The organism is Blautia sp. TF10-30 (assembly GCF_003481245.1).
Classification (GTDB): Bacteria; Bacillota; Clostridia; order Lachnospirales; family Lachnospiraceae; genus Fusicatenibacter; species Fusicatenibacter saccharivorans.
Map to the genome: position 1 here is coordinate 24,881 of NZ_QUKM01000003.1, position 15,802 is coordinate 40,682.

The window sequence follows — 15,802 nt, forward strand, 5'->3', positions numbered from 1 at the left end:
TCATTTTTTAGACAATGTCCACACTAGCCTTTAACCGCTCCGGCTACAACGCCTTCGATAATATATCTCTGGCAGAACAGGTAGAAGATGATAATCGGCACAATTGCAAGAACCAGAGTTCCCATCATTGCTCCCATATCTACAGAACCGTATCCACCTTTCAGATACTGAACTGCCATCGGCACTGTCTTATATTTTCTCTGATCCAGTACAAGTGATGGAAGCAGGTAGTCGTTCCAAATCCACATTGCCTGAAGAATTGTAACTGTTACGCAAGTCGGCTTTGCAATCGGAAGTACAATTTTAAAGAATGTCTGGATTGGTGTGCATCCATCAATCATTGCAGCCTCTTCAATCTCCAATGGAATGGATTTCATGAACCCGGTAAACATAAAGACGGAAAGTCCTGCACCAAATCCAAGGTAGATCACAACCAGTCCCCACGGATTTCCCATATGAAGCATATTTGCGATCTTGGATAATGTAAACATTTCCATCTGGAATGGCACGATCATTGCAAACAGGCAAAGCATGTAAAGGATCTTTGTAAATTTTGTCTTCACGCGGCAGATATACCATGCACACATGGAGCAACATAAGATAATCACTGCTACAGATAAGATTGTGATAAATAAACTCCATCCAAATGCCTGAATCAGCTGTGTCTGCTTAATACCACGGATATAGTTCTCTAATCCGACATACATCTTTCCGGTCGGTATCTCGAACGGTGCTTTACTGATATAGGCTTTTTTCTTAAAGGAGTTGATAAATACCAGTATGATCGGATACAGATACAGCAGGCTGAGTAGTGTAAAAATAACGGTTAATAATGTACCATGTTTTACTTTTTTATTCATTACTGCTGCACCTCCTTTGATGTTGTCAGTTTATTCTGGATCAATGCAATCACTCCTACGATAATAAAGAAGATAACTGCTTTCGCCTGTCCTACACCTTCCCAGCCAGTTCTTCCATAGAATGTATTATAGATATTCAGGGCAAGCATTTCTGACATCTTGTCCGGTCCACCGTTTGTCAATGCAAGGTTCTGGTCGAAAAGTTTAAATCCGTTTGTAAGTGTCAGGAAAGTACAGATTGTAATGGATGGCATAACCATCGGAATTGTAACATATCTTAAAAGCTGTACTTTATTCGCTCCATCAATCTGTGCTGCCTCGATCAGCTCTCCAGGAATATTCTGGATTCCTGAGATGTAGATGATCATCATGTATCCAACCTGCTGCCAGAGCATCAGGATAACCAATCCCCAGAAACCATATTTTGAAGAATATGTAAGTGTTTTCTGGAAATGTGCCAGAATACCATTTAATAACAGCTGCCATACATACCCAAGTACAATACCACCGATCAGGTTCGGCATAAAAAATACAGTACGGAAAATATTGGTTCCCTTAATATTCTTTGTCAAAAGCATTGCTACCGCAAATGCAAAAATGTTGATCAATAATACTGTCACAATTGTAAATAATGCGGTAAACCAAAGAGAGTGAAGAAAATCTCCGTCTCCAAGGATCTTTACATAGTTGCTAAGTCCAATAAATTTAGCGTCTGTCACCGTTGTGAACTTGCAGAACGAAAGATATACGCCTAACACAAACGGTGCAAGGAAACCTATCGTGAATGCAATCAGCGTCGGCAATACAAATACCGGAAAATATCTCTTTATTGCTTTTTGCATGTTCTTCTCCTCCTGTCTTTCTTTTCTGTAAAAAGCCTTTCTGCGCCTTTGCTTTTCACAATTCTAATTACATAATTTCAGCCTGCCCCGGTATGCTCGTTGGCAGGCTGTTTGATCTTCTTCTCTATTTCACAGCCTTTTTATCTGCCTATCCTGTGAAAAGTCTTTTTTATTCGTTTGCTGCTGCGTATTCTTCAGCCCATCCATCAACAAATGCTGTCTGTACACTATCCCATGCGCCTGTACCCTGTGCATAGTTCAGAAGAGCTCCACCAAGATTGTTTTTCCAGTTCTCAGATGGCATTGTTGTAAAGTTCCAGCTTACTGGTGTCTTTCCTGCCTCTGTATACTCAGCATTTGCTTTTACAAGCGGGTTGTCCGGAAGGTAATCTGAGAATGTTGTGAACGGTGTTACAAATCCCATCTCGTTAGCCAGCATGTCACGACCTTCATCGCTCTCAACTACCCATTTCATAAAATCAAGTGTTGCCTGAATGTCTTCTTCTGAAGCGTTCTTATTTACACACCAGTAGTTCTCAGATCCTGTACAAAGTCCCTGATTTTCTTCTCCATCAACTCCGATGTAGATTGGAAGCATTCCCATATCTTCATCTGCTACTTCATTATCTTTGATATCATTGTAAGCCCATGTACCATTCTGATAGAATACTGCTTCGCCAAGTGCAAATTCACTTGCTGCGTCATCTCCTGTCTTAGAAGAAATCATAGATGGCTCACATGTAGAGTTGTTCAGATACAGATCCCAGATCTGTTTGTAGTTGTCAAGGTATGTTCCTTTGATTGCATCTGTGCTGTCAATTCCGTCTGCCTTATACTCATAGTAGATTGGAAGATTTGCAAGGTGTGTCTTGAATCTCCAGTCAGAGGAAGAATCCATTCCTGCTGAAGTAAAAGCTCCTTCTACTCCAAGATCATCTTTGTGTGCCTGAATCTCTTCTGCAACTGTCTTAAGTGCCTGGAAGTTATTCAGATCATCAATTGATTTGATACTTGCATCCGGCAATTCGAAGTATTTGTTCAGAAGAGCTTTGTTGTAGATCAGACCATAAGTCTCAATAACATAAGCGATTCCATCTACTGCGTCGCCATCTTTTAATATATAATCGTCAGACTCGACATCTTTATAAACATCGCTGTCTGAAAGGTCATAGCAATAATTTTTCCATGTAGCAAGTCCAACCGGTCCGTTTACCTGGAACAATGTTGGTGCCTCATCTTTTGCCATCTCTGATTTCAACTGTGACTCGTAAGTTCCTGATGCTGCTGTCTGTACATCAACCTGAACACCCGTCTCATCTGTATACTCTTTTGCAAGTTCTACCCACTGGTCAGCCTGCTCTGGTTTAAAGTTCAGATAATAAACTTTTCCGGATGACTTATCTCCTTTCGCTGTTTCATCTCCGCTTGATGTGGCTCCACATCCTGCAAGCATTCCTCCTGCCATTGAAGCTGCAAGTACAAGTGCAAGAATCTTTTTCTTCTTCATAATTGAATCCTCCTTTTATGATTACTTTTCTTTGTTTTTCTTGATGATGTTATTATAAGAAAAAGTTCCAAAATAAGATATAATAAAATTCCAAGAAACATAACACTATTTCAAGATTATTGTAATTTTTGAAGATTTTGTGTATGATACAAGAGTTCGCCAAGAACCAAAAATGAAGTTTGAAACAAATAAGTAGAGAACAGCCACGAAATAGAGGGCATAGCAAACAAACCACCGGATTAGCTGGTTTTGAAAATTGAATATATAAACGCAACACCTAATTAGGAGACCGGCGAAGGCTCATCTTTAATGAGATACCCTCGTTGCCTTAGAAGATTAAGTGCCTGTGAAGTTGTAAGAACTTTTTCTTTTTTCACAGGACGTGATTCAAGAAAACCATCGGATGTATAAGGTTTTAAATCTATGAGTATGTGCCAGATAGCGGTCAGGATCATACGGCAGCGTGCAATAATGGCTTTCTTGTGGCCACGACGTGTTTTGATACGCTTATAGCGGGTGGTAAATTCAAAATGTTTCTTCGATTTGATTAAAGCATTTGCAATCTGTACCAGAACTGGTTTAAAATAAGAACCAGCACAGGAAATCCGAGTGGATTTGATTTTACGGTCGCTCTTATCATTTCGGGGACAACATCCAGCCCAGGAGACGAGGTGTTTTGCTGTGAGGAAGACAGACATATCACCACCAATCTCTGAAAGCACCTGAATTGCAGTCATTGGATTCTTATCGAATCCAGGAACCGTTCTTATTAAGTTTAAAGCAGCCTCGTATTTATCACTGAGACGAAGGATTTCCTGTTCTACTTCTGAAATGTGCTTTTGAAGTTCGTCTATGTGATCAAGGCACTGTCTGAGCTTTACATCCTGTTCTTTCGAGATATTACCATCAACGGCCGCCTGAATTTCTTCTATTGGAGTTTTACAGCGGCTGTCAACAAAGGGTGACACATCAAATTTTTCCCCAGGGTGCTGCAAAATCTGTTCCGTAATGGAACGGGAAGATTTCCCGAATACATCAGAAAAGACATCATCAAGCTTCAGATTGGAAACAGTAAGACAATTTTGGGCACGATTCTTCTCACCGGTAATCATACAGGTGAGTTTGAAACGGTATCTTACGAGATCCCTGAGTTCTCTGATGTCAGCAGGTGGAATAAAAGAAGGTTTCACCATGCCGCACATGTATAGATCACAGATCCATTTGGCATCTTTGCGGTCGGTCTTGTTTCCTTTCATGGGTTTGGTGTATTTCGGATGGGATAGAGTAACCCGGATTTTGTGTTGCTCTAAGATATTGAAAACAGGGATCCAATACTTGCCGGTAGATTCCATACAGACATCGTTACAGTTGTATTTAGCAAGCCAGACACACAGCTGATGCAAACCTTTAGAAAAGGAAGAAAAGCGAGCCTGCTTATACTCTGTACGATTATTGGAATCCGTGATACCGATACAGGCATAAATCCATGTTTTGTGGACATCAAGTCCACAGCAGTTAAATTTAAAAATTTTAAAAGACAAGTAACTACCTCCTGATAGCATAATGATAAAACGGACAGTGACTGGTCATCCGGCGAGATCGAGTCGACTTCGGAAGAGATAAGTTTCCGGGCTACAGTTATGCGCCACTCATTGATGCCTTAACGGATGACCGACAACATATAAATATGCGAGGTTGCCGCTATACAGCCCCGCCACTCACCTCCACGTGTTCTGTAGTGTGTCAGTCTTATGGAACCATCATATCAGAAGGGAACAAAAATAGAAAGTGAAGGTAACCAACACGTTTCATGGCGCATTGGTGGCTTTCGCAGAAAGACGGGAAATAAATATGGATAAATCCATGTTCATAATAATTCTTTCTCCATAGTCAGATAGTGCAGCTAACCTAAACCAAAACAAAAAACTTCATAAACAACGTCATGGCGAAGCCCCCTTCGCTCTTTTGTTATGTCATTTTTTATTTCCAGCCCATTATACACTATTTCTGACGATTTGAGAAATTTCCTATAAAGCAAAAAAGGCTCGGTGGGTGCAACACCGAGCTTTCGTTTTTCTATTAGAAACTATCTGACAAATCAGAGCTTTAGCAGGTTGCAAGAAATAGATCGGCTTTAGGTTCTGCAACCGAACGGTTAATATAAACAAGATTGAATTCACCAGTGATCTCCATGTCCTCCACTCTAAATGTTGCCAAGTCATTTCGGCAGTGGCTAATTGGTTCATATGCAAAAGTAATCAAATGATCCATTGCAACCAAGTCGCAAATAATAGAAAAATTACTGATGGACGAATGCCGACTGAAGCTGTCCAGTGAATAACCTCTTGCGGCCACGGCTTGTTCCTGAAGCATGTGTGTTCCGGAACCTTTCTCACGCACAAGCAGGCTTTCCTGAAGAACTTCCTCAAGAGAAACGGTTCTGCCTGCAAAAGAATGACGGCGGCTGCATATGCCCAAAAAGCTCTCTTTTTTATAGAGGCGGTGCGGATACTTTTCTTTATCGAACACGCCTTCAATTATTGCAAAGTCCACAGGCATCTGCGGTGGCTCTGCCATTGCCGCTATCGCCCCCACCATCGACGCGGACGACAACGACGTTGCCTACGCCATGTCCGCCACCTTCCTATTTGACATGGCGATGATCGTGCTGTTTCCCATCATGGGCCGGGCACTGGGTATGACGGATCAGGCCTTTGGCATCTGGGCAGGTACGGCGGTGAGCGGCACCAAGACTGCCAGCAAGTTCCTGATGGTCTGCGCACTGGCTACCATCGGATTGAATACCTCCTTCGCCAGCATGAAGAAGGCTGGCATCCGCCCCATGATTCACGGTTTCATCATTTCTGCGCTGGTTGTAATTGTGGCGCTGCTGGTGGAGATGGGCATGGGAATCGTGTAAGAAAGCTACAAGACAATTGAGCAAAGCCACAGTTCAAAACAAAACTGTGGCTTTTGTCTTTGGATTGAGGAATGGCGTTACGTATTTGCTCGAATTACGCAGCTGATGGATAATGCAATTCTGAATTTCCGTCTTGGGAAATACAGCCCCAATCGCCGCAGAGAATCCCGTCAGGTTATCCGTGCAGGCAATGAAAATGTCCTCCACGCCTCGTTTTTTAGCCCGTTGAGTACCGTTGCCCAGTACTTGGCACTTTCGTTTTCTCCTACCCACATCCCCAACACGTCTTTTTTAAGGGCACAACGCACATATCCTTGCTCACTCTTTTTTCATTTTCTTGTTACGGTCTTTCGGGGCAACAGCCCCATCAAATCGCTTGTAAAGCGATTGTGCTTTCGAAAAAAGCATGATACGATATTGCCATAAGCAGTGATGTTGCAACACATAGCTACAATCTACAATAGTGAAAGGAGACGATCTCACCAATGCGATGCTCCCTTGTTTCCAACAAAATAATCCAAGCCCGTGAACGTTTGGGACTCACACAGCAGCAGTTAGCGGAAAAGCTTTGTGTAACCAACAAAGCCGTTTCCAAGTGGGAATGTGGCGTCACACTTCCTGACATCTCGCTTTTGGTGCCGCTATGCCGTGTTCTGGGTCTGACGGTGCAGGAACTGCTGGATGAATACGACGGCAAATTCGGTAATACCCCCGGCTGCCAGACCACGGAAGATCCTGCGCAGGACACGCTGTTTGCGGCGCAGCAGCACAGCCATTACCTGTATATCGATCTCAAAACCACCTCTACGGTGTCGCCCCATTTGTTTGGCCACAACCTGGAGCATACCAGAGCCAGCATCATGGATGGTCTCAGCGCCCAGATGATCCGCAACCGGAAGTTTGCCGGCGCTGCGGCGCGCAACGGCGTAGCGCTGGACTGGGAAGGCATCGGCGAATGCGTGTACTTTGCCAATGAACACCGCCTTCCCGGTAGCAACGCAAACGAAGCTTATGTATGTCATTACGCGCACAACGGCATGTGGCGGCGTAACGAATGTCAGTCCCAGATGATTCAGAACCCAATTCCGAATCAGGTGAGCGGTATCCGTCAAAAAGAGCTCTTCCTTCAAAAGGACAGGAGCTATCCGTTTGCCGTCGTTGTCAAAGTACAGCAGCCGCTGGATGTGCGCGTCGCGCTCACCAACGCCGATGGTACGCAGATTTATGCGGAAACCGTTTTTCCTGTTCAGCCCGTTCTAGCGAAGGAGGATGCACAGGAAGAGGTGGATGAATGGCAGCGCTTTGAGACGATTCTGACCCCCGGCGTCGACGATGCGCATGCCGTGATAAGCATTACCTACACGGAGCAGGCACAACTGCTCATCGGCGCAGTTTCCATGATGCCGGACAATCATTTCCATACCATGCGCAGGGACACCGTGGAAAAGCTCAAGGAAATCGGCGTGCGTCTGCTGCGCTGGCCGGGTGGCAACTTTGCCGGCGAATATCGCTGGCAGGATATGTTCCTGCATCCCGACAGGCGCGCTCCCATGGAGGGCTACATGGAAAATGAAACGCAGCCCTTTACACACGGCTATGACATGCATGAAATAGACACCGACGATTTTATTGCACTGTGCCGTGAGATCGGCGCGGAGCCCTTCCTCACCATCAATGCCGCCTGGGATTCCCCCGAAGTATGCGCCGCCTGGGTGGAATACTGCAACGGCCCTGCCGAGAGCAAATACGGCAGGCTGCGTGCCCAGCGCGGTCATCAGGAGCCCTACAATGTCAAATGGTGGTCGCTGGGCAACGAAATGGGTTATGGCCACATGGAGGGCGCAAATACGCCGGATGGATACGCATCGCTGGTGGAAACGCATGCGCGTGCCATGCTGAAGGTTACGCCGGATCTGAAATTTGTTTCTTCCGGCCCCTATCCGAATCAGGAGTGGGTAGATGTTTCCATCAAGAAGCTGGCTCCCATTGCGCCATACGTTTCTCTGCATACGTACAATTCAGTCCATTGGGACTTCACCTCTCCGGAGGGCATGGAGCGCTGCTATAACGAAATGATCCGCATGCCCATCCACAATCTAGGAATCCTGCGCAGGCTGCATGACATGCTCCCGGAAAAGACATTCATCTCCTACGATGAATGGAATCTGTGGAAAACATGGTGCCGCAATCCTTCCTCCATGGAGGGCATCTTCACTGCGCAGATGCTGCACATGTTCATGCATGAAAGCGAAAAACAGCGCATGCCCATGGCCTGCTACTTTGAGCCGGTTAACGAAGGCGCCATGCAGGTGCATCCGGATCATACCGAGCTGACGGCAACCGGTCAGGCCTTTGCGCTGCTCTCCCGGCATGCCGGCGGAAAGCTGTGTACGGTAGATGGTGTAGAAGACTTTGAAGTCGTTGCCACCATCGATGATCATCATGTGCTGACCCTGACGATGCTCAACCTGAACTGGCAGGAGGAAACTACTTACTCTCTGAATAAATGCGGAACAATTCTGGAAAACAAGGTACTTCAGGCCGAAAATCTGTTGCCTGGTACCCCGTTTACGGAAAATCCCCTGATGATTCATGTCAAGGATGATATTATCAAGGCGAAGCTTCCACCCCGCAGCGTTGCCTGTATCAGTATTTCACTCGTCGAATAACATACACGGAATGCAAAAAAAATAAAATGAAAACAGCAAGTCGCTCACAGCATGAAAGGAGTAATTTTATGAAAAATGGAAAGTTGACGGTTGCCATCGTGGGCATGGGTTTCGGCAGCTGCTTCCTGCCCATCTATCTGAAGCATCCGGATGTGGAGCATGTCATTATGGTGGATACCAATCCGGACCAGCTGAAGGCGCTGGCAGATATGTACCTGCTGGACGAAAGCTACTACACCACCGACTTTGAATCGGTATTGCAGAACCCGGATGTGGATGCGGTCCATCTGGTCATTCCGCCCGCGCTGCATGCGCCCATGTCGGTTCAGGTGCTCAACGCAGGCAAGCACTGCGCCTGCACCATCCCCATGGGTATGTCCATGAAGGAGCTGGAAGACGTTATCAAGGCGCGGAAGGCTTCCGGCAAACACTATATGTTCATGGAAACTTCCGTCTACACCCGCGAGTATCTGTATGTGAAGGAGCTGTACGAATCCGGCGCAATGGGCAAGCTGCAGTATATGCGCTGCGCCCACTATCAGGATATGGAGGGCTGGCCCTCTTACTGGGACGGCTTCCCGCCCCTGGCACATCCCACCCATGCCATCGGCCCCTGTTTTGCTCTGGCAGGGCAGCGTCCGGTCAGCGTCTTCGGCAGAGGCTCCGGCAAGGTCCGTCCGGAACTGGAAAAGCAGTACGGCTGCCCCTTCGCCTTTGAGTCTGCTCTGGTGGCCTTGGAGGATGGCGAGACGACCGTTGAAATGGAGCGCTTCCTGTACCATGTCGCCCGTGGCTACAGCGAATGCTTTAATATCTATGGTGAAAACAAGTCCTTTGAGTGGGATCAGCTCAACGGCGACAAACATGTGATGTTCAGCCGGGATCTGGTTTGGGAGAACGAGAACCGCGGCGGCAAGATCGATGAGGAATACGTTCAGGTCCCCGATTATGCCCATCTGCTTCCGGACGTCATTGGCCGGTTTACCTACGAAGTGGCCTATGACGAGGTCAATCCCCATCTGTCCTTCAAGCAGGGCGGCGGTCATGGCGGTTCCCATCCGCATCTGGTCCATGAGTTCGTTACCAGCATTCTGGAAGACAGAACTCCCTTCCCCTCCGATATCGATGCGGCCTACTGGACCGGCGTTGGTCTCCTGGCCCACGAAAGCGCCATGGAAGGCGGCACCGTAAAGTCGCTGCCCAAGTACGAAGAGCTGTAACGGGAGCCGGTAAAAACGCAGTCTCCCCAAAAAAGCCGAACCAATCGTTCTGCCTCAAATTGTCCATACAGCCAAGAGGGCTTGCCTTGATTTTGCCCAGCAATGCATCTTCAGCAAAGACCGCGGTCAAGGCTTCTCCCACAATAAAAAAGTGTCTGCGACACTCTCAACTCCCCTAACCCCTCATTCATGAGGGGAAGGGGTTTTCTTATCTCCTTCTTTATTGTAAAATTCTATTATGAATATATTACAATCCATCTTTACCGATTATTATGAACTCCATCCTCGTCCTGCTGTCATTGAAAATGTCAACAAGATGATTCATTGTGGTGACCCTTCTTACGGTGGTGCCATGTATGGCTGTCCTCACTGTGGAAATCTTAAATTTGTTCCCTTTCGCTGTAAAAGCCGTTTTTGCCCTTCCTGCGGAAACAAATACAACCAGCTTCGTTCTTTTCATATGTCCTGTAAGCTTGTTTCTTGCGTTCATCGCCATTGTGTTTTCACTATCCCAGCGGAACTTCGCGTTTATTTTCTCGAAGACAGGACTCTCTTAGATTGTTTATTTCATTCTGTTCGTGATGTTGTTTTACGCATGTTTTCCAAAATGAATAAAACCGAAAACTTTACTCCTGGGCTTATCTGTATTCTTCACACTTTTGGGCGTGATTTAAAATGGAATCCTCATATCCACGCTCTCATCTCCGAGGGTGGGGCTGGTAACATCACTCCTTGGCGTCCTGTCAAACACTTTGATTACAGTTTCCTTCGTAATGCTTTCCGCAAAGTCCTGCTTGAACGACTTACCTCCCGCATTGGTCCGACTTTTCGCAAAGTCAAAAATGAAATGTACACGAAACACGCTGACGGCTTTTATGTCCGTGCAAAGCCAAATCTTTGCACTCCTGATATCACCATTAAATACATCAGCCGATACCTCGGCAGACCTGTTATTGCCACATCGCGTATTGATACTTATGACGGCAAAAATGTAACCTTTCATTACACCAGACACGAAGACAATAAAACTGTTACTGAAACCATTCCTGCTTTGAACTTCATTCAAAAACTCATTGTCCACATCTCCGAAAAACATTTTAAAATGCTTCGCTACTATGGGATATATGCCAAACATCATAAGCAGGAAATGAAGCTCCGTAAATGTATTTCTGCCGAAAAACAATGTTTCCTACATTCTAGTTAGCAACCACCTGTTCAACTGGTGGTTTATTATTAGCCCTCCAAAGGGCTATTGTTACTGCTCGCCCCAAAGGGCGGTATCGCAAGCACTTTTGCTGGCCCGCTATAAAGCGGTACTACTCGAATCTTCTCGTCTCGATTCTTCTGCTTGCTCTTTTATATACTTTTGAACTGCTTCATCTGTTATATTGCCAATCGTTTCAACATAATATCCTCTAGCCCAAAACGCTTTATCCCATTTACTTTGCAACTCAGGATGCCTGTCATAAATCATTAATGTGCTTTTTCCTTTCAGATACCCCATAAAATCTGATACTCTGAGTTTTGGTGGAATTGCTACGCTTAAATGTACATGATCTATACATACCGCTCCTGCAATTATCTCTACATTTTTATACTGGCATAAAGTTGCTATTATCTCTCGGACATCTCTGCGTATTCTCCCATACAATACCTTCTTTCGGTATTTAGGAATAAACACAATGTGATACTGGCATTTCCAACGAGTATGTGATAAACTTTTATTGTCCATTTGGACCGCCTCCTTTGATTTTGAGTTTGGCTTGCGACACCATTCTCATTCTATCACAGTCCAGTTTTTACCATGCTTTATAACGTCTCCTGATACGCCCGATCAATCAGCTTCTTTGCCTTCTGAAAGTCTTCTGCCGTCTTGATTGACACTTCTAGCTCCCCCGTTCCGTAATGTCCAATCCCGCGGGTATCTCTTGTGAATCCTTCTTCCAGTTCAACAGTGTCCGGGTCGAGTTTCATTCGGAGCAGGATCTGTTTGTTATAAATTTCAATGCAGAAAATGTTCTGCACTTTCTTATAGGCCAAATACAGCTTCAATTGGTTTGGAACAAGATCGTCTCCCAACGATTCGATGTAGTCACAAAGCGCCGTATATAATGTTTTGAAATGGCTGCTTGCTGATGACAGCTTCTCTAAATGTGTTTTCTGTGTGTATGTACTACTTGTTGTTGAAATGGTTGATGTTTCCGTTACTGGCTTTGCCACCGGTGTGTTCAGATGTTCAAACAGCAACAGATCTTCCCCATATTTCCGATATTTCACCAACTTGATATTCCTCTGCATCTGATTCACTGCATGCACGTCGTATTTCGTAAAATCATTTGCAATACAAATCACACAAGGCACCGACCAATCAATCTGGTCTGCTACTTCCATACCCAATTTTTCAATCACAAGCAGTTTGAAATCCGCTTTGTGATCCAGAAGCCAATCCAGATAGAATAATCCCTGATTAATTACGTTCTCGCTCGAGCTTCTCTTATACTCAAAAATCACTGGGCTATTATTTTCATCAATTCCGATGCTGTCCATTCTTCCGGATGTGATCATATATTCACTTTTCAGAAAACGAACGCCGAAAAATGTCTCCATGTTCTGCTCTATCGTTGTTTGCAGTTGTTTCTCCAATACTACCGTGGAAGAGGTGCGCTCTTTCACAACCGTTCCGACCTCAAAAAGTTTTATTTCCGACACTGCAGTTTCTCCTTCCCTGTCGCAAGATATATGTTCATTATATCGTACCTTCTTACAAAATACTATTGTAAAACATTCTTTCCTCAGGCATTCCCATCAAAAAAGGCCGCAGCTCCGCAAAGCTGTGACCTTTTCCCAATATTACCAATATGCTATTTCCGATACACCGTCTTCCCCCGTGCAACGACTTCCTGAATCTCTAGTCCCTGATCCAGTACGCAAAGATCCGCATCATATCCTTCCCGGACCTTGCCTTTTCCTTTCAGTGACAGGATCTCTGCCGGGTTTGCCGTAATCGTCGAAATTGCGGTTTCCAGCGGAATTCCCGCTTTCTCCACGCATTCTTTTACTTCTTTCAGCAAACAGCTCGACTGGCCCATGCCCATCCGCAGGAATTCTCCCTTCTCATTAAAGATCGGCAGACTGCCCTGACCGTCGGATGAGATGGTGATGTGTTTCGGATTCACGCCTGCATCCAGCATGCGGCGGATTCCTTTGCACACGCGGACTTCATCACAGACAGTTTCCCAGTAATCGATCTCTTCATTTCCGGTGAAATCGACCGCACCGCCCTTTACGGCGTATTCAATTGCCTTCTGGAACAGCTTCTCGTTCCGGTTGACATGGGTCGGGAGGAACTGGCTGGCCGGGATTTCGGTTTCGCTGATGACGCGTTCGATCAGCTCCATACATCTTGCACCGTCGCCAAGGTGGACATTGATCACTCCCGCTTTCCCGGAAAGAACACCGCCGAGGCGCGTGTCTGCTGCCAGTCGGGCGAATTCTTCGAAGGTCGGCTGTGAGGATCGGTGGTCCGAGATGGCGATTTCGCCGGTTCCGATGATTTCTTCGATCATCATGATATCTTTCGTAATTCCATCCGTCAGTGTACGCACCGGAACCTGATAGCTACCGGTGTAGCACCAGGCGGACATGCCCTGCTCCCGGAGACCTTTTGTTTTTGCCACGAGCGCGCACATGTCACGGCCAATGCCGTCAGTTCCGAGGCAGCCGACAACGGTTGTCACACCGAACTTGTTCAGGCCTTCCATCGTCGCCTCCGGGGTGCGGTTGGCAAAGCCGCCCTCGCCGCCTCCGCCGAGCACGTGAACATGGCAGTCGACAAAGCCAGGTGTCAGGACTAGTCCGGTTCCGTCTACGGTCTCCGCGCCAGAGAGCAGGCCGTCTGCCGTTATCGTGCCGGCATCTGCGATCTTGACAATTTTATCATACACAGTAAGAACGTCTTTTCTTCCGAGGTGTTCCGGCGCATAGACGTCTATGTTCTGAAATAATATCATTTTCTCTCACTCCTCTTAAAATCCAATCGCAACCGCAATCAAAATCGTAATGACTGCTCCGATCATCAGTATCCCTAAGAATTTCCACATGAATTTGATCCAGTTCGACCACTCGATTTTTGCAATCGCCAGGGAGCCGATCAGGCAGCCGGAGGTCGGGACGATCAGGTTTGTGAAAGCATCACCGAGCTGGAACGCAAGGACGGATGTCTGGCGGGATACGCCGAGAAGGTCCGCGAGCGGTGCCATGATCGGCATGGTGATCGCCGCCTGGCCGGAGCCGGACACGACGAAAAAGTTGAAGACCGACTGGAACACGTACATCAGCACGGCTGCGGCTGCACCGGAAAGACCGGCCAGTGCCTGTGAGATGCCGTACATAATGGTGTTGATAACGGTCGGTGTGGTCGGATCGGAACCGCCGAGCACCTGCATGATGCCCTGTGCCATCGCAACAACGAGTGCTGCGCCGATCAGGTCTTTTGCGCCGTCTTTGAAGGAAACGGCAATGTCGTTCACTTTCATGTCATTCAGATGGAAAATGACACCGATCACACCTGCCACAATTCCCATGATGAAGAACTGGGTTGCGATTTCGGCCATGTAATAACCTTTTGCCATAACGCCCCAGATAACCCAGACAACGGTAACAGCCAGTGTCACCAGAACTAGGATATGGCCGATGCCGAAGGAATGGCCCTCGTCGATGCCTGTTTTTTCGTTCTGATCACGGAAATACTGGTCACTTTCGTAAGCAACGGAGATTTCCGGGGTCTTTTTTACTTTTGCTGCATAGAACATGGTCATGCCGCAGCCAAGAGCGGTGAACACCACCCACATCACCATACGGAAACCTGCGCCGGAGAAGACGTCAACGCCGGCGATTCCCTGTGCGATTCCGACAGAGAACGGGTTCATCCAGGAGGATCCGAAGCCGATCTGTGTTGCGACGTACGTGACAAGCACGGCAATGACCGTGTCGTATCCGACAGCGACGAACAGCGGGCAGAGGATCATGGTGAACGGAAGGGCCTCTTCTCCCATTCCGAACACGGCTCCGCCGAGGGAAAACAGGACGAAAAGGACCGGGATCAGCAGTTTTTCGGCTCCTTTTGCTTTACGGATCAGGCCGATCAGACCGGCTTCAACGGCTCCGGTGCGGATCATGATGCCGAAAGCACCGCCGACTACCATCAGAAATGCGATGATTTCGATAGCGGAGCTGCTGATAATTCCGTTATACATGTAATTGAAAAATCCGGTTCCGCCGTCGCCGCTGAACAGTGCAACGCCTTCTGTGACCGGTTTTCCGGCAGCATCGGTCAGATACTGGAAGCTTCCGTCTTTGATGACGGTACGGGTCTTTTCTACCCCGTTCATCAGGTACGTGACATCCTCCGTCTCGTAATAGCCTTTCGGGACGAGGAAGGTCATGACGGCCGCGATAACCACCACAAAAAAGATGATAATGTAGGTATCCGGCACGTTAAATCCCCTGTTGAATGATTTCAGGCCTTCGCCTTTCTTTTTGCTCATATTTTGAGATTTCCTCCATTTGATATTCTATTCTCGTTTTTAACGCGCTTGGATTAGTGTACCATAGATCATAGAGGAAAGTCACTGAAAAAATCAAAAAAGTGACAGAAAAATTTTCCATTCGGATTTTTCTGCCGGCTGTGTGCAATGTCATGCATAACATGATTGTATAGAAAGGTAAACAATTCCTTTTAAGGTTTCCTGCTTCCCGTCTCTTATGCTATACTTGAAAGGTTCT

12 protein-coding genes and 2 pseudogenes are annotated in these 15,802 nt (G+C 46.6%); 4 read left to right on the plus strand and 10 right to left on the minus strand.

Going from position 1 to position 15,802, the window contains the following annotated elements; all coding sequences use genetic code 11:
* Positions 1-23 precede the first annotated feature (23 nt).
* The 5 genes from DXD02_RS04080 to DXD02_RS04100 form a co-directional block, all read right to left on the minus strand.
* Positions 24-860, minus strand: coding sequence for a carbohydrate ABC transporter permease (locus DXD02_RS04080; RefSeq protein ID WP_118666436.1), 837 nt, complete (start codon positions 858-860; stop codon positions 24-26).
* Complete coding sequence (locus DXD02_RS04085) at positions 860-1,702, minus strand: carbohydrate ABC transporter permease (RefSeq protein WP_118666437.1); 843 nt, start codon at positions 1,700-1,702, stop codon at positions 860-862. The genes DXD02_RS04080 and DXD02_RS04085 overlap by 1 nt, the downstream gene beginning before the upstream one ends.
* Positions 1,703-1,871: 169 nt before the next feature.
* Entirely contained in the window at positions 1,872-3,209 is a 1,338-nt protein-coding gene (locus tag DXD02_RS04090; protein WP_055222161.1) for an ABC transporter substrate-binding protein, read from the minus strand.
* Positions 3,210-3,490: 281 nt separating this feature from the next.
* Positions 3,491-4,750: an IS110 family transposase gene (locus DXD02_RS04095; RefSeq protein WP_118666438.1), complete on the minus strand. Its 1,260-nt coding sequence runs from the start codon at positions 4,748-4,750 to the stop codon at positions 3,491-3,493.
* 565 nt (positions 4,751-5,315) lie between these two features.
* Positions 5,316-5,786, minus strand: a complete 471-nt coding sequence (locus DXD02_RS04100) for a LysR substrate-binding domain-containing protein (RefSeq protein WP_158565833.1) — start codon at positions 5,784-5,786, stop codon at positions 5,316-5,318.
* Here DXD02_RS04100 and DXD02_RS04105 point away from each other — a divergent pair.
* On the plus strand, positions 5,785-6,129 hold the full coding sequence (locus tag DXD02_RS04105; RefSeq protein ID WP_243030719.1) for a putative sulfate exporter family transporter: 345 nt from the start codon (positions 5,785-5,787) through the stop codon (positions 6,127-6,129). The genes DXD02_RS04100 and DXD02_RS04105 overlap by 2 nt on opposite strands.
* 78 nt (positions 6,130-6,207) lie before the next feature.
* Here DXD02_RS04105 and DXD02_RS04110 read toward each other — a convergent pair.
* Positions 6,208-6,419: pseudogene (locus DXD02_RS04110) on the minus strand (transposase); the annotation flags it as partial.
* A gap of 195 nt (positions 6,420-6,614) precedes the next feature.
* Here DXD02_RS04110 and DXD02_RS04115 point away from each other — a divergent pair.
* The 3 genes and pseudogenes from DXD02_RS04115 to DXD02_RS04125 all read left to right on the plus strand — a co-directional run.
* Positions 6,615-8,798 (plus strand): helix-turn-helix domain-containing protein, encoded by a 2,184-nt coding sequence (locus tag DXD02_RS04115; RefSeq protein ID WP_117761804.1) that lies wholly within the window; start codon positions 6,615-6,617, stop codon positions 8,796-8,798.
* 68 nt (positions 8,799-8,866) lie between these two features.
* Complete coding sequence (locus DXD02_RS04120) at positions 8,867-10,018, plus strand: Gfo/Idh/MocA family protein (protein ID WP_117802718.1); 1,152 nt, start codon at positions 8,867-8,869, stop codon at positions 10,016-10,018.
* Positions 10,019-10,256: 238 nt separating this feature from the next.
* A pseudogene (locus tag DXD02_RS04125) lies at positions 10,257-11,210 on the plus strand (IS91 family transposase); the annotation flags it as partial.
* Positions 11,211-11,321: 111 nt separating this feature from the next.
* Here DXD02_RS04125 and tnpA read toward each other — a convergent pair.
* The 4 genes from tnpA to yfcC form a co-directional block, all read right to left on the minus strand.
* The gene (gene tnpA / locus DXD02_RS04130) at positions 11,322-11,750 is read right to left on the minus strand and encodes an IS200/IS605 family transposase (RefSeq protein WP_055226077.1); all 429 of its coding nucleotides are present in this window, start codon (positions 11,748-11,750) and stop codon (positions 11,322-11,324) included.
* 77 nt (positions 11,751-11,827) lie between these two features.
* Positions 11,828-12,727: an endonuclease NucS domain-containing protein gene (locus DXD02_RS04135; RefSeq protein ID WP_117509176.1), complete on the minus strand. Its 900-nt coding sequence runs from the start codon at positions 12,725-12,727 to the stop codon at positions 11,828-11,830.
* A gap of 152 nt (positions 12,728-12,879) precedes the next feature.
* Positions 12,880-14,028 carry a beta-aspartyl-peptidase gene (gene iadA, locus DXD02_RS04140; RefSeq protein ID WP_118666439.1) on the minus strand — a complete coding sequence of 383 codons (1,149 nt, stop codon included), beginning with the start codon at positions 14,026-14,028 and terminating at the stop codon, positions 12,880-12,882.
* Between the two features lie 15 nt (positions 14,029-14,043).
* A complete protein-coding gene (yfcC, locus tag DXD02_RS04145; RefSeq protein WP_022462924.1) occupies positions 14,044-15,564 on the minus strand; it encodes a putative basic amino acid antiporter YfcC in 1,521 nt (506 codons plus the stop codon).
* Between the last annotated feature and the right edge of the window lie 238 nt (positions 15,565-15,802).

Coding starts and splice junctions, on each gene's coding strand:
- DXD02_RS04115 (WP_117761804.1), top strand. CDS start 6,615: ATGCGATGCTCCCTTGTTTCCAACAAAATAATCCAAGCCCGTGAACGT.
- yfcC (WP_022462924.1), bottom strand. CDS start 15,564: ATGAGCAAAAAGAAAGGCGAAGGCCTGAAATCATTCAACAGGGGATTT.
- DXD02_RS04090 (WP_055222161.1), bottom strand. CDS start 3,209: ATGAAGAAGAAAAAGATTCTTGCACTTGTACTTGCAGCTTCAATGGCA.
- DXD02_RS04120 (WP_117802718.1), top strand. CDS start 8,867: ATGAAAAATGGAAAGTTGACGGTTGCCATCGTGGGCATGGGTTTCGGC.
- iadA (WP_118666439.1), bottom strand. CDS start 14,028: ATGATATTATTTCAGAACATAGACGTCTATGCGCCGGAACACCTCGGA.
- DXD02_RS04100 (WP_158565833.1), bottom strand. CDS start 5,786: ATGGCAGAGCCACCGCAGATGCCTGTGGACTTTGCAATAATTGAAGGC.
- DXD02_RS04080 (WP_118666436.1), bottom strand. CDS start 860: ATGAATAAAAAAGTAAAACATGGTACATTATTAACCGTTATTTTTACA.
- tnpA (WP_055226077.1), bottom strand. CDS start 11,750: ATGGACAATAAAAGTTTATCACATACTCGTTGGAAATGCCAGTATCAC.
- DXD02_RS04085 (WP_118666437.1), bottom strand. CDS start 1,702: ATGCAAAAAGCAATAAAGAGATATTTTCCGGTATTTGTATTGCCGACG.